14 protein-coding genes are annotated in these 13,269 nt (G+C 42.9%); 3 read left to right on the plus strand and 11 right to left on the minus strand.

The annotated features are described in order from the left end of the window. Window positions 1-3 precede the first annotated feature (3 nt). Window positions 4-2,853, plus strand: a complete 2,850-nt coding sequence (locus ACSLBF_RS14555; RefSeq protein ID WP_440054077.1) for a valine--tRNA ligase — start codon at window positions 4-6, stop codon at window positions 2,851-2,853. A gap of 98 nt (window positions 2,854-2,951) precedes the next feature. On the opposite strand, the gene rpoS is transcribed toward ACSLBF_RS14555, so the two are convergent. The 10 genes from rpoS to ACSLBF_RS14605 all read right to left on the minus strand — a co-directional run bounded on the left by rpoS (window position 2,952) and on the right by ACSLBF_RS14605 (window position 10,031). After that, complete coding sequence (gene rpoS / locus ACSLBF_RS14560; RefSeq protein ID WP_440054078.1) at window positions 2,952-3,935, minus strand: RNA polymerase sigma factor RpoS; 984 nt, start codon at window positions 3,933-3,935, stop codon at window positions 2,952-2,954. A 56-nt stretch (window positions 3,936-3,991) separates the two neighbouring features. Continuing rightward, window positions 3,992-4,813 carry a peptidoglycan DD-metalloendopeptidase family protein gene (locus ACSLBF_RS14565; protein ID WP_440054079.1) on the minus strand — a complete coding sequence of 274 codons (822 nt, stop codon included), beginning with the start codon at window positions 4,811-4,813 and terminating at the stop codon, window positions 3,992-3,994. 130 nt (window positions 4,814-4,943) lie between these two features. After that, on the minus strand, window positions 4,944-5,582 hold the full coding sequence (locus ACSLBF_RS14570) for a protein-L-isoaspartate(D-aspartate) O-methyltransferase (protein WP_440054080.1): 639 nt from the start codon (window positions 5,580-5,582) through the stop codon (window positions 4,944-4,946). A gap of 18 nt (window positions 5,583-5,600) precedes the next feature. Continuing rightward, the gene (gene surE / locus ACSLBF_RS14575) at window positions 5,601-6,341 is read right to left on the minus strand and encodes a 5'/3'-nucleotidase SurE (RefSeq protein ID WP_440054081.1); all 741 of its coding nucleotides are present in this window, start codon (window positions 6,339-6,341) and stop codon (window positions 5,601-5,603) included. After that, window positions 6,322-7,371, minus strand: coding sequence for a tRNA pseudouridine(13) synthase TruD (gene truD, locus ACSLBF_RS14580; RefSeq protein WP_440054082.1), 1,050 nt, complete (start codon window positions 7,369-7,371; stop codon window positions 6,322-6,324). Before truD ends, surE begins: the two co-directional genes overlap by 20 nt. Beyond that, window positions 7,368-7,844 (minus strand): 2-C-methyl-D-erythritol 2,4-cyclodiphosphate synthase, encoded by a 477-nt coding sequence (gene ispF / locus ACSLBF_RS14585; protein ID WP_440054083.1) that lies wholly within the window; start codon window positions 7,842-7,844, stop codon window positions 7,368-7,370. The genes truD and ispF overlap by 4 nt, the downstream gene beginning before the upstream one ends. Continuing rightward, window positions 7,837-8,529, minus strand: coding sequence for a 2-C-methyl-D-erythritol 4-phosphate cytidylyltransferase (gene ispD, locus ACSLBF_RS14590; protein ID WP_440054084.1), 693 nt, complete (start codon window positions 8,527-8,529; stop codon window positions 7,837-7,839). The genes ispF and ispD overlap by 8 nt, the downstream gene beginning before the upstream one ends. Beyond that, window positions 8,519-8,806 carry a cell division protein FtsB gene (ftsB, locus tag ACSLBF_RS14595; protein ID WP_440054085.1) on the minus strand — a complete coding sequence of 96 codons (288 nt, stop codon included), beginning with the start codon at window positions 8,804-8,806 and terminating at the stop codon, window positions 8,519-8,521. The genes ispD and ftsB overlap by 11 nt, the downstream gene beginning before the upstream one ends. Window positions 8,807-8,857: 51 nt before the next feature. Next, on the minus strand, window positions 8,858-9,496 hold the full coding sequence (locus ACSLBF_RS14600; protein WP_440054086.1) for a hypothetical protein: 639 nt from the start codon (window positions 9,494-9,496) through the stop codon (window positions 8,858-8,860). Between the two features lie 58 nt (window positions 9,497-9,554). Further along, window positions 9,555-10,031, minus strand: a complete 477-nt coding sequence (locus ACSLBF_RS14605) for a DUF2947 family protein (protein ID WP_440054087.1) — start codon at window positions 10,029-10,031, stop codon at window positions 9,555-9,557. A gap of 92 nt (window positions 10,032-10,123) precedes the next feature. On the opposite strand from ACSLBF_RS14605, the gene ACSLBF_RS14610 reads away from it, so the two are divergent. Further along, complete coding sequence (locus ACSLBF_RS14610) at window positions 10,124-10,369, plus strand: DUF1653 domain-containing protein (RefSeq protein WP_440054088.1); 246 nt, start codon at window positions 10,124-10,126, stop codon at window positions 10,367-10,369. A gap of 162 nt (window positions 10,370-10,531) precedes the next feature. Here the strand turns inward: ACSLBF_RS14610 and ACSLBF_RS14615 are convergent, their stop codons facing one another. Further along, the gene (locus tag ACSLBF_RS14615; RefSeq protein ID WP_440054089.1) at window positions 10,532-12,589 is read right to left on the minus strand and encodes a M13 family metallopeptidase; all 2,058 of its coding nucleotides are present in this window, start codon (window positions 12,587-12,589) and stop codon (window positions 10,532-10,534) included. Window positions 12,590-12,891: 302 nt separating this feature from the next. On the opposite strand from ACSLBF_RS14615, the gene ACSLBF_RS14620 reads away from it, so the two are divergent. Continuing rightward, the gene (locus tag ACSLBF_RS14620) at window positions 12,892-13,269 is read left to right on the plus strand and encodes a helix-turn-helix domain-containing protein (RefSeq protein ID WP_440054090.1); all 378 of its coding nucleotides are present in this window, start codon (window positions 12,892-12,894) and stop codon (window positions 13,267-13,269) included.

Raw genomic sequence — 13,269 nt, forward strand, 5'->3', positions numbered from 1 at the left:
GTAATGGATAAAACCTATAATCCACAAGATATTGAACAGTCTTTATATCAAGACTGGGAGTCAAACGGCTACTTTAAGCCATCCGGCCAAGGTGACGCATATTCAATTATGATCCCACCACCGAATGTCACGGGTAGCCTGCACATGGGCCACGCGTTCCAAGATACCATCATGGATACGTTAATCCGCTACCAACGTATGAAGGGTAAAAACACCCTTTGGCAAGTTGGTACGGATCACGCTGGTATCGCGACTCAAATGGTAGTAGAGCGTAAACTTGCTGCCGAAGAAGGCAAATCACGTCACGATCTTGGTCGTGATGAGTTCATTAATAAAATCTGGGAATGGAAAGAACAATCTGGTGGCACAATCACCAAACAGCTTCGTCGTTTAGGTGCTTCTGTTGATTGGGACCGTGAACGTTTCACGATGGATGACGGTTTATCTGAAGCGGTAAAAGAAGTCTTCGTACGTTTATACCAAGATGACCTGATTTATCGCGGTAAACGCCTGGTAAACTGGGATCCTAAACTACACACAGCCATCTCTGATCTAGAAGTTGAAAATAAAGACAAGCAAGGTCACATGTGGCACTTGCGTTATCCACTTGCGGATGGCGTTAAAACACAGGATGGTAAAGACTACATTGTCGTTGCAACCACACGTCCAGAAACCATGCTCGGTGACACAGGTGTTGCTGTAAACCCAGATGACGAGCGTTATCAAGACTTGATTGGTAAAGAGATTTTACTACCTATCGTTAATCGCCGTATTCCAATTGTTGCTGACGAACACGCTGACATGGAAAAAGGCACTGGCTGCGTAAAAATCACACCTGCACACGATTTCAACGATAACGAAGTTGGTAAGCGCCACGAGCTGCCAATGATCAATATCTTCAATAAAGACGCTGCAGTTCTTAACACGGGTGAATGTTTCACCTTTGATGGTAAGCCGCTTGAAGCATTAGACGCACCTATTCCTGAGCGTTTCCATAACCTAGACCGTTTTGACGCTCGTAAACTGGTTGTCGATGAATTCGAACAACTTGGTCTACTAGAGAAAATCGAAGATCACAGCCTTACGGTACCTTACGGCGACCGTTCAGGAGTGGTTATCGAACCATTACTTACCGATCAGTGGTATGTCCGCGTTGCACCTTTAGCAGAGCCTGCTGTTCAAGCTGTTGAAAATGGTGATATTCAATTTGTACCTAAGCAATACGAAAACATGTATTTCTCTTGGATGCGTGACGTGCAAGATTGGTGTATTTCTCGTCAACTTTGGTGGGGTCACCGCATCCCTGCTTGGTATGATAACGAAGGTAATGTGTACGTTGGTCGCGATGAACAAGAAGTCCGCAACAACCACAACCTAGATGCAAGTGTTGTACTTCAGCAAGATGAAGACGTACTAGATACTTGGTTTTCATCTGCGCTTTGGACATTTTCAACATTGGGATGGCCTGAAAACACGGAAGATTTAAAAGTGTTCCACCCATCTGACACCTTGGTTACCGGTTTTGATATTATTTTCTTCTGGGTAGCGCGCATGATCATGATGACCATGCACTTTATCAAAGATGAAGACGGGAAGCCGCAGGTACCATTTAAAACGGTTTATGTAACCGGGCTTATCCGAGACGAAAACGGCGATAAGATGTCTAAATCAAAGGGCAATGTGCTTGATCCGCTAGACATGATCGATGGGATCGATTTAGAAAGTCTAGTAACCAAACGTACGGGTAACATGATGCAGCCACAGTTGGCAGCAAAAATCGAAAAGAATACCCGTAAAACCTTTGTCGATGGTATTGAAGCACATGGCACTGACGCACTGCGTTTCACTCTTGCTGCTATGGCGTCTACAGGCCGTGATATCAACTGGGATATGAACCGCCTTGAAGGCTATCGCAACTTCTGTAACAAACTTTGGAATGCTAGCCGTTACGTATTGATGAACACAGAAGAACAAGACTGTGGCTTCAATGACAACGAAAAAGTATATTCTCTGGCAGATCGCTGGATTTTGGGACAATTCCAAAATACGGTGAAGATCTTCTCAGAGCATCTAGATAACTACCGTTTTGACCTCGCAGCCAATACCATTTATGAGTTCACATGGAATCAATTCTGTGACTGGTATTTAGAGCTAACCAAGCCGATTTTATTCAAAGGTAACGATGCCCAACAGCGTGGCACTCGTCATACTTTGATCACCGTACTTGAAGGCCTACTGCGTTTGATGCACCCGCTGATGCCTTACATCACTGAAACCATCTGGAAGCGTGTAGCACCAATCGCTGGTATTGAAGCAAATACTATTATGCTAGAAGCATTCCCAGTATTTGACGAAAGCAAAGTTGATGCGGGCGCAATGGCAGATCTAGAGTGGGTTAAGCAATTCATTTTAGCTATTCGTAACATTCGTGGTGAAATGGACATCAGTCCAAGTAAACCGCTTAATGTGTTACTTGCTGGTGCCAGCAATGAAGATAAACGCCGCCTTGAAGAAAACCAAGCCTTCTTAAGCTCACTGGCAAAACTTGAAAGCATTAGTCAATTGGACAATAAAGCCGACGCTCCAGCTTGTGCAACGGCATTTATAGGCGACCTAGAAATTATGATCCCAATGGCTGGTCTCATTGACGTTGAAGCGGAGCTTGCTCGTATCGCTAAGCAATTAGAGAAGGCGGAAAAAGGCTTAGCTCAGGTGGAGAAAAAGTTAGCGAATGAAAAATTCGTAAACAACGCGCCTGAGGCTGTACTTGCTAAAGAGAAGGAAAAATTAGCTGAGTACTCAGACGCAAAAACTAAGCTTTTAGAGCAAAAAGCAAAAATTGAAAGTCTTTAAATAACCTGAATTCGGGTTTAATATCACCATGATGTGATATCAACAAACAAAAAAACCTGCCTAGTGCAGGTTTTTTATTGCTGTGAGTTGGAATAAAACTATTGCTGCTCGAATAAGCTGTCGGTACTTAGCCCTTCGTGCTGTAAAATATCTTTGAGCCTTCTCAGCGCTTCTACCTGAATTTGTCTTACCCGCTCTCGCGTCAGGCCTATTTCACGACCTACATCTTCAAGGGTTGAAGGTTCATAGCCCAATAAACCAAAGCGTCTCGCTAGTACTTCACGTTGTTTTGGATTTAACTCCCCTAACCAATCAACAATGTGTTTATTGATATCGTTGCTTTGAACTTCAATTTCTGGACCACCGCCCTTTTCGTCCGCAATGATATCTAACAACGCCTTATCATTGTCTCCACCAATTGGCGTATCCACTGAAGTGATCCGTTCATTTAAGCGCAGCATTTTACTGACATCTTCCACTGGACGGTCAAGCTTTTCGGCTATCTCCTCAGCTGTTGGCTCATGATCAAGTTTCTGGGTTAGCTCACGTGCGGTTCTGAGATAAACATTTAATTCTTTAACAACGTGAATTGGCAGCCTAATGGTGCGAGTTTGGTTCATGATTGCACGTTCGATGGTTTGTCTTATCCACCATGTTGCGTATGTTGAAAAACGAAACCCTCTTTCTGGGTCAAACTTTTCAACTGCTCGGATCAAGCCTAAGTTACCTTCTTCGATCAGGTCCAGTAATGCTAGACCTCGGTTATTATAGCGACGAGCAATCTTAACCACTAATCGCAAGTTACTTTCAATCATTCTCTTACGTGAAGCTTCACAGCCTTTTAGTGCCTTTCTTGCGAAATAAACTTCTTCTTCAGCACTAAGTAGCGGAGAGAAACCAATTTCACCCAAGTACAGCTGAGTTGCGTCGAGATTTTTAACCGTTTCGTCTTTGGCAAAAAGCTCCTCATCTTCTTCAATATCTTCAAGAAGCTCATCTTGTGGTTCGTCAATATCCGTATCATCAAACTTGTTGTCTATTCCAGGAGTGGGTTTAGTAGGTGTTTTTGCAGTTTGAGCCATAAGTATTCTGCCCAAGCGAATAAAAGACAGTGAACTGCAATATACAGCACACCGCTTTATGGCAAGTGTTTTGCCGGGTCGACAGATTGCCCTTGATAACGGATTTCAAACCTCAATGCCGTTTTAGATGCGTCTGTACTACCCATTTCGGCAATTTTCTCTCCAACTTTAATTTTTTGCTGCTCTTTAACTAGTAACGTTGCGTTATGTGCATAAGCACTCAAATAGTCATCGGTATGCTTCAAAATAATCAAGTTACCGTAACCTCGTAATGCATTTCCTGCATAAACAACGACACCATCGGCAGCAGCCCTAACTGAGGTTCCAGGTCGGTTAGAGATTTCAAGCCCCTTATAGCCGTTTACCTTTACGGAAAAACGGCGCGTAACCTTTCCTTCAGCAGGCCATTTCCAACGTACCTTATTATTATACTGAGCCTTGGTAGCATCGGATTTTTTACTGGCTTGTCTTTGAACATACTCTCGTTGTTTTGGCTTATCAAGCTCTTTTTTCGCAGTTATGTTATTTTTTTGTTGATTTTTGAGGGACTTGACGGGCTTTCTTGTTTGTTTTTTAGTCCATTTAGTTCTTTTTTTGGAATACTCAAGTTGAATCAATTGGCCTGGGTAAATTGTGTAAGGAGGGCTAATATCATTGAGTTTCGCGACGGTTCTGAAGTCTTTGTTAGCGCTAAACGCAATAGAGAAGAGTGTATCACCTTTCTGGACTCGGTAATTATCACCAGAAATAGATAGTTTATTCAATTTACTGCTCTGACCAGTCTTTAAAGTTGTAACCGGTGCAGGTGAATGGTTAGAAGAACACGCAATCAACATGCTTCCTAAAAAACCAATGGTAATGGATTTTACGATCCCCATTCACTGTACCTTTTTAACGACTAGAGCACTAATATATCAGTTGTTTTTCGATTTTTCTCGACGAATTAGGTCCACATGCGAAATCGGCAAATAAACATCTTACCATTTTGACCACTTCCACAGAGCAAGATTAGCTCACCTCTCCCTCAATGAGTGGCACAAATCTGACAGGTGCCAATTTATGATGAATGAAGTCATCGCCCTGTCTGACAAACAGTGTTAAGACCTGATCATCTGTACCGATCGGGATCACCATGGCGCCCCCATCTTGCAACTGTGACAACAACGCTTGTGGCACGCTTTTCGCGGCAGCCGTGACAATAATTCCTGCAAACGGCGCTCTCGCTGACCAGCCTTGCCAACCATCGCCATGCTTCATGTTGACGTTATAAAGATCTAATTGATGTAATCTTCTACGCGCTTGCCATTGCAATGATTTAATACGCTCGATGCTATATACCTCATCAAACTGCTGTGCCAATATTGCAGTTTGATAGCCAGAACCCGTACCAACTTCTAATACTTTTCCAGAAACGCCCACCTGTTTAAGTACTTCAGTCATCTTAGCGACGATAAAAGGCTGTGAGATTGTTTGTCCCTGCCCAATCGGCAAAGCGGTATTTTCATAGGACTTATGTTTCAGCACATCATCAACAAATAAATGCCGTGGTGTATTTTCGATGGTTTTGAGAACGGAGGCGTCTTCAACCCCTTGCTTCTTAAGCAATTCTACTAATGACTTCGCGCTACCTTGGAAGTTACTCAGCACGGTTAAGCTCTCCTACGGCTACGCCAACCAGCTAGACATGGCATCTAGACTCTCATGGGCGGTCATATCAATCTTTAATGGAGTAACAGAAGCATACCCATGATTAATCGCATGAAAATCAGTACCTTCCCCAGCATCGCTTTCACTTCCAAGATTACCATACCAGTACACATCACGGCCCCAAGGGTCGATTTGTTTGGTCATGGTTTCCGCTTTATGACGCGCGCCAAGGCGCGTTACCTTGATCCCTTTTAATTCATGTTTTGGAATGTCAGGCACGTTGATATTAATGATTTGATCTTTAGGTAGTGGGTGACTCGCAAGCTTTCTGACGAGTTCCACAACTACCTCGGCAGCGGTTTCATAGTAGGCTTCTTTTTTAGAGCATAACGACACAGCAATGGCAGGCAGTCCTAAATGACGTCCTTCGGTCGCAGCTGCAACGGTACCTGAATACAGCGTATCATCGCCTAGGTTTGCACCGTTATTAATTCCAGCAATCACCAGATCAGGTGCTTTATCCATTAATTGATTCACTCCTAGATGAACGCAATCTGTAGGAGTACCGTTAACAGAAATAAAGCCATTTTCTAGTTCAGTTGCCCGTAAAGGGTTGAGTAAAGTGAGTGAATTACTTGCGCCACTACAATTCCTATCCGGCGCAATAACGGTCACATCAGCCACTGTAGATAATGCATGATATAGCACCAAAATGCCCTTGGCATGCACGCCATCGTCATTACTCAGCAGTATTCTCATTGTTATTTACCTCGTTGCGATTGATTTTGATGCTCACATCTTTATGCATTACTAGCTCCCTTAATACCGCCGTTGCATAGGCGCCTTTTGGTAGCGAAAAGCTTAACTCCATACAGGTACCGTCAAGCATTTTCACCGTCATATCCTGAGGGATCAGTCTCGCAGCACGGCGTTCGTTTTTCATCCCAAAGCTTGCCAGACCTTGATGCCAATCCGCAAAAGGCTGCAGCCATTGTCGTTCTTTATCAAGTAAACCTTTATCACCTTTACCGACTAATGGTGCTGACATTAAGATATCACCGCTGAGCAGGCGTTCAACTAACTCAGCATCGAGATCAGCCTCAAAAAACGCATTGCTACCACTGAGTAAAAAAATCTCTCGATGCCAGGTTTTCGCTAATCCCCCTTCTGCAACTCGGTTACTCACTACATGATTGAATAAGTGTGAACGAGCGGCGGAAAGAACGATCCCCCTTAGTTTTTTATCACGGATGGTGTCACCTGCAAACAGCTTATTAGCAAGTTCTAAATTATTACCATCATGGCCAAAACGTTGTTCTGCAAAATAGTTTGGCACGCCTTGGCGGACCGCATTGATCCGCGACAACACATCCAGTGGTTTGGAAAGGTTACGTAACTTAATAATAAATCGATTGCCACGATGACATCCGGTTTTTAGTTTTCGATTGTGTCTCAGTTGCTTCACAACAAAAACCGATTCACTGTTTAGCTCTGAAAAGTCTATTTGCTTTTTAATTGGCACCGGTACACTGAACCACTGCGTACAAACACCATGTCGGTCTTTAATTCCAGCATAACTGACATCTCTTACCTGCACCTTAGCGTGCGCAGCAATTAGCTTGGCAACATAAGCTGTGTTTTCACCTTTTTTGACCACTTGCAGACAAACGTGCTCACCTTCACCGGTAAACGGAATATCAATGATTTCCTCAACTTGGAAATCTTCGGCACTCGCTTTAAAATCAGCTTGTGACTCAGGCTGACCGTACAAATAATTTAATGCTTTCATTTTGCAACCAACAGTACAACAGCGTGGCTAGAGATCCCCTCTTTACGCCCTTCAAAGCCCAGTTTTTCAGTGGTAGTCGCTTTAACATTCACTTGGTCTAACGCCACCAAACAATCTTCTGCGAGGTTGGCTCTCATCGCATCAATATGAGGGCGCATTTTTGGTGCTTGCGCCACAATCGTCACATCTAAGTTACCGACTTTATACCCTTTATCATCCACTTGCTGCATCACTCGACGAAGTAAAATTCGGCTATCGATATTTTCAAATTCACTGGCAGTGTCGGGGAAATGTTTGCCTATGTCGCCTAAAGCCATTGCGCCTAATAACGCATCGCATAGCGCATGAATTGCTACATCACCGTCAGAGTGAGCAATAAAGCCTTGCTCGTAAGGGATTTTTTCACCGCAAATGGTAAGCGGACCGTCACCACCAAAGCGGTGCACATCAAAGCCATGACCGATTCTAAACATGCGATTTCTCTTGTTGTTGAATAATAAACTCTGCTAAAGGTAAATCTTCTGGTGTGGTTATTTTAATATTATCACTGCGTGCTGCGACCAAACGTACAGGGTGACCTTGTAGCTCCATTGCTGATGCCTCATCCGTAATCGTTACACCATTTTGTAATGCCGTTTGTAACGCACTTTTCAATTCTTGGTAGCGAAACATTTGTGGCGTATATGCTTGCCAGAGTGCGGAGCGTGGCACCGTTTCTTCTGCATATGTATCACCACGTTTAATCGTATCTTTTACCTGAGAAGCTAAGATCCCGCCTTCGCCATTCTCTATACACTCGCGGATCAGTTTTTCGATATCCGTCAATGCCACCAACGGACGTGCAGCATCGTGTACTAACACCCATTCAGGGGAAAAATCTTGTAGCACCTGAAGCGCGTTTAACACCGAGTCAGCACGTTCTTTTCCGCCATCACAACGCACAAAGCGCGCGTCTGGCAAATAGCTTTCTTGAAAATATTCGTCGCTGGCACTCACTGCCACAATAAATTTGTCGACAACTAACAATTGTGCAAGTTTGTCTAAGGTATGGCGCAAGACTGGTTTACCGCATAGTTCGATATATTGCTTTGGTATTCCAGCTTGCATTCGACTACCAACTCCTGCAGCTGGCACGACAATCGCTATTTTAGTTTTCATGGGGTACTTTAGGTAAGACGCGGATAAAAGTTTCATTCGGTTTAATCATGCCGAGCTCGTGACGAGCACGCTCTTCGACACCTTCAAGACCCAGTTTGAGATCTTCAATGTCCGCTTTGAGTAATTTGTTACGTTTTGTGAGGTTGGCGTTTATTTCTTGATGGGCTTTTACTGCAGATTTTATGCGCGTGTAGTCCTGAACACCGTTGTGTCCAAACCACAGTTTATATTGGAGAAACAGCGCCAATACTACCAGCGCAATTTGAAAAAATCGCATCGTTAAGCCAAAACCCGTTTACTAAATCAAAACTCTTATCCGCAGCTGAGGTTATTTATTTTGTTTCTTGCGCTTTTGCACCTGACGCCAATTAATTCCGCTTGCTAATAACATTTCTCTGAGCGTTAATCGTCTTGGCGGCATGGCTTTACCAAACTGCCAGCGATGACCACAACAGGCTGCAACCATGAATACTTTGGATGGTTTGAGTAGCTGTAGTCCATCAGCATCCGTTTGGGCATTTACAGTAATAGAATCACCGCTAAAGTTAAACCATCCAAACTGATTGCAGTGTACGCCTTGGTCAGCTCGGATTTGGTCAATCGAATCCAGTTGCAATCCACAACCACGTTGATCTGAAACCATCACCGGCACAACTAACCCCACGTCAGAGTGGGTACTAAAGAAAGCCTGATTAGCAGCCTTATCTACGTTAGGTTCCGCTCGCTGCTTTGCTAACCAACAACCGTTGTTGCTGTCTAGCTCCAATGGCACGTCGCCCCTAACAATATGAGTAGCCGCTCGCTCAACATAATAAGGCAAACTGGTTAATAGCCGCTGAAGACGTGCATGATCAGCCAACTTCGCCAACTCAGGAAGTTCTCTGGCATAAAACGCATTAACAAGTTCAGCAAATGCCAATCGCGCTTTTGCATCATACCAAATTGTGTCTTGCTGTTGCTGAGCCAAAAATACCTCCTGTTTATAGGTGTTATATCATGGCCTCCAGCACAAACAAAACGCTTTACTAGTTGTTAGGACGCTTACCTAACTTAGCGTTGCCTTCAGCCATAAATTGCACCACGGCATCGCGCTTTTTACCAACTAAAAAGCTGCCATCCGCTAAAAACATAAAGTTCTGCCAATTTCTTACAAATACATCAAATCGTGTTTCGAGTACTTCATCACGAGATAAACAAAAATACACTGTGGTATTCGCTTGCCAATCTAAGAACTGTTGAATAGCTTCAGGGAAGTCTTCGCCTTCTTCCCACGCTTTTTCCCAGTTTAACTCTTCTTGCCAAGTCTCAGATTTACCAACCCAATCACTTGAAGTAAAAAAGTCAGGATGGTCTTTTTCTTTGCATATCATGGTGCTCCATAGAATCGCAGCACGATTTGCAGTCATTGGCTTGATAAGCGCGAGGTCATCTTCACTGACTTTTAGGTCTTGATGTTTAAATACCCATGCTTTTCTAAAGTTTTCAAGCTCAATATAATTCATAATCTAAAATCACACGTTTTCATACTCGCCAGTATATCATTTACAAACCGTGTAGTATGGCTTTTATTTCATTAATTGAAGAAGAAAATTATATGAAGACAGCAAGCAATAACCTCCCTGTTGCAGGCATCTATCGTCATTACAAAGGCAATTTATATCGCGTGCATCACGTTGCAACACACAGTGAAACGCAAGAAAAGGTCGTGGTCTACCAAACTCTGTATGGAGATCATAGTTTTTGGGTGAGGCCGCTTGCAATGTTTGTGGAAAACGTACTGGTTGAAGGAGAGCCTATTCCAAGATTTGAGCTGGTTGAAGCAGATGGCAAGCCAGACTAACCAGCTCTAAGCAACCAGAACTTGGGAAAAGCGAATCAGCAAACCGTGATGGTTACTCTGAATACCATTACCTCTCGGGAACTTCATGATTGATGGTCTAGACCAATAAAAAAGCCGTTACTGATTGATAACGGCTTTTTAATCATCTTAAGGGATTAATAATTACCAGATCTTGATACGCTCGTTTTCTGGTTTATAAAGCTTATCACCTTCTTTTACATCGAACGCTTCATAGAACGGTGTAAAGTTTGTCAATGAACCATTTGCTCTGAATTCACCCGGTGAGTGCGTATCTACTTGAAGCAATTGACGCTGCATTTGTTCACGAATTTTCGCACGCCAAATTTGCGAGAAGCCAATAAAGAAACGCTGCTCTGGTGTGTAACCGTCTAGGTTTTGGCGTGGTTTTCCTTCAAGTGACAACTGATAAGCTTTGTACGCTACCGTCAAGCCACCTAAGTCACCAATGTTTTCACCCAACGTTAAACGGCCATTTACCGATGCATCGTCAAACAACTTGTAACTACCAAACTGCTCTACTAACGCGTCACCACGAGATTTGAATTGCTCAAGATCTTTCTCTTGCCACCAGTTATGAATGTTACCGTGACCGTCATATTGCGCACCTTGGTCATCAAAGCCATGACCAAGTTCATGACCTATTACCGCTCCAATACCACCGTAGTTCACGGCATCATCAGCATTCATATCAAAAAATGGCGGTTGTAAAATAGCAGCTGGGAAGACTATTTCATTTCTTAGCGGATGGTAGTATGCGTTAACCGTCTGTGGTGTCATACCCCACTCTTCTTTATCTACTGGCTTGCCGATTTTAGCAATTGCTTTTTTCACACCAAATTCTGCAGAGCGCATAATGTTACCAACTAGATCATCAGGTTTGATCTCAAAGTCGTAACTGCGCCATTTGTTCGGGTAACCAATTTTATAACGGAATTGAGAAAGTTTTACTTTTGCCGCAGCTTTGGTTTCATCAGACATCCATTCCAGTTCATCAATACTAATGCGGTATGCTTCGATTAAGTTCTTAACCAGCGTTTCCATCTTCGCCTTGGCTTCAGGTGTAAAGTGTTTTTCTACGTACAACTTACCAATTTCTTCACCTAACGTACCATTTGTTAAGCTTACGCCTCTTTTCCATCTAGGACGCTGCTGAGGAGAGCCACTTAATACTTTTCCAAAGAAAGCAAAAGCCGCTTCACCAAAGTCTTCACTTAAGTAAGATGCAAAGCCATTTACAGTATGAAACTTCAAGTACGCTTGCCATTGCGCTACCGAAATATCAGCAAATAAAGCGCCAAAGTCTTCAACGTAGCTAAGCTCAGCAATAACCACTTTATCCATCTCAGGTAAATCGACTACCTTGGTATACTCAGACCAACTAAATGAAGCTAATTTCTGCTTCAATTCTTCTGGTGTAACTGGGTTATACGTTAAGCTCGTTTCGCGAGCTTTTGTGCGGTCCCACATAATTTTTGCTAACTTAGTTTCTACTTCGATTATAGAGTTAGCCATCTTTTCAGGAGCTGACTCACCAATTAGTTGTAACTGAGTCGTCAACATGTGTTGATAAGCCGCACGTAGTTGCGCAGACTGCTCATCATCATTTAAATAGTAATCTCTATCCGGTAAGCCTAATCCAGCTTGACCCATATAAAGTACGTTTACATCGGCATTTTTAGCATCAGCTTCTATCGCTAAACCGATAGGTGTGGTGACACCGTACACGGCTAATTGACCCATTACAGCAGCGATTTCGTCGTGAGTGTTCGCTTTAGCGATTTTATCTAGAAGTGGTTTAATTGGTGTAAACCCTAACGCATTTACTTTTTCAACGTTTAAGAAACTCGCATAAAGGTCACCTACTTTTTGTGCACTCGTGCCAGACTTAGCCGACTGTTTTTGAGCTTGTAGAATGATTTCTTTCACCGCATCATCCGACTCATCCGCTAGAGTGAAAAAACCACCCATGAAAGTCTTGTCATCTGGTAGTTCTGTATTTGCCAACCAAGTACCATTTACGTGACGATAAAAGTCGTCTTGTGGACGTACACTCATATCAAAGTTTTCTTTGTCGATACCTGAATGTAAGTTTTGCGCTACAACAGTGGTCGCTGTCGATTCATGTTTCACTTGCTGAGAACAACCGCCCAACACACTCAATGCCGCTGATACGGCTAGTACTAAAACTGTCTTTTTCATAATCTGCCCTGTGTATAACTCTATTAGTCATCTGCCGTTCATTATTCTCAACAAACGGACTTAATCAAGGTACAAATGAAAACAGCTGTAAATACATCTTACACAGCTACATAAAAAAGTCTTAAAAATCAAAGGCAATAAATAAAACACTGACAACTTCTGTTACACTTACCTCACTACACAATGGAAGTAGTTTAGTAGCACTAAAATGAAATCAAATAAAAAAAACATACACTTGACACCAAAATAACAGTAATTTAACATTCGAATTTGTGCATGTTTAAAGCAAATGGCAAGGACTTATGGCAGAGCAGGATAACGGCAAAACTAAAATGATCGAGGATCTCAACTTAATTGGTTCCAAGTATAGTGGAGACAATGTTCTTTATATGCGCCTATCACTTGGTTTGAGCCTGCGTGGATTTGCTAAATTCTTGAACATGGGAGTTTCTCATCAAACCATTTACAATTGGGAAAACGAATGCTGTAAACCATCACATGGTGCTTATGAAGAGTGTGTACTGAGATATTTAGCCAAGAGAAACAAGGTTAGAAAAAACCCAGCCCGAGTGCTGTTATTCAATCCTATTACCATGCGATACTTAAAATCATTGTTAAGTTCCATTTCCAAAGAGGAACGACAGCACTTTTTAGAGCAGCTAGATGATGGAGATAACTAA

The sequence above is a fragment of the Pseudoalteromonas sp. T1lg65 genome, assembly GCF_051930985.1.
Lineage (GTDB): Bacteria > Pseudomonadota > Gammaproteobacteria > Enterobacterales > Alteromonadaceae > Pseudoalteromonas.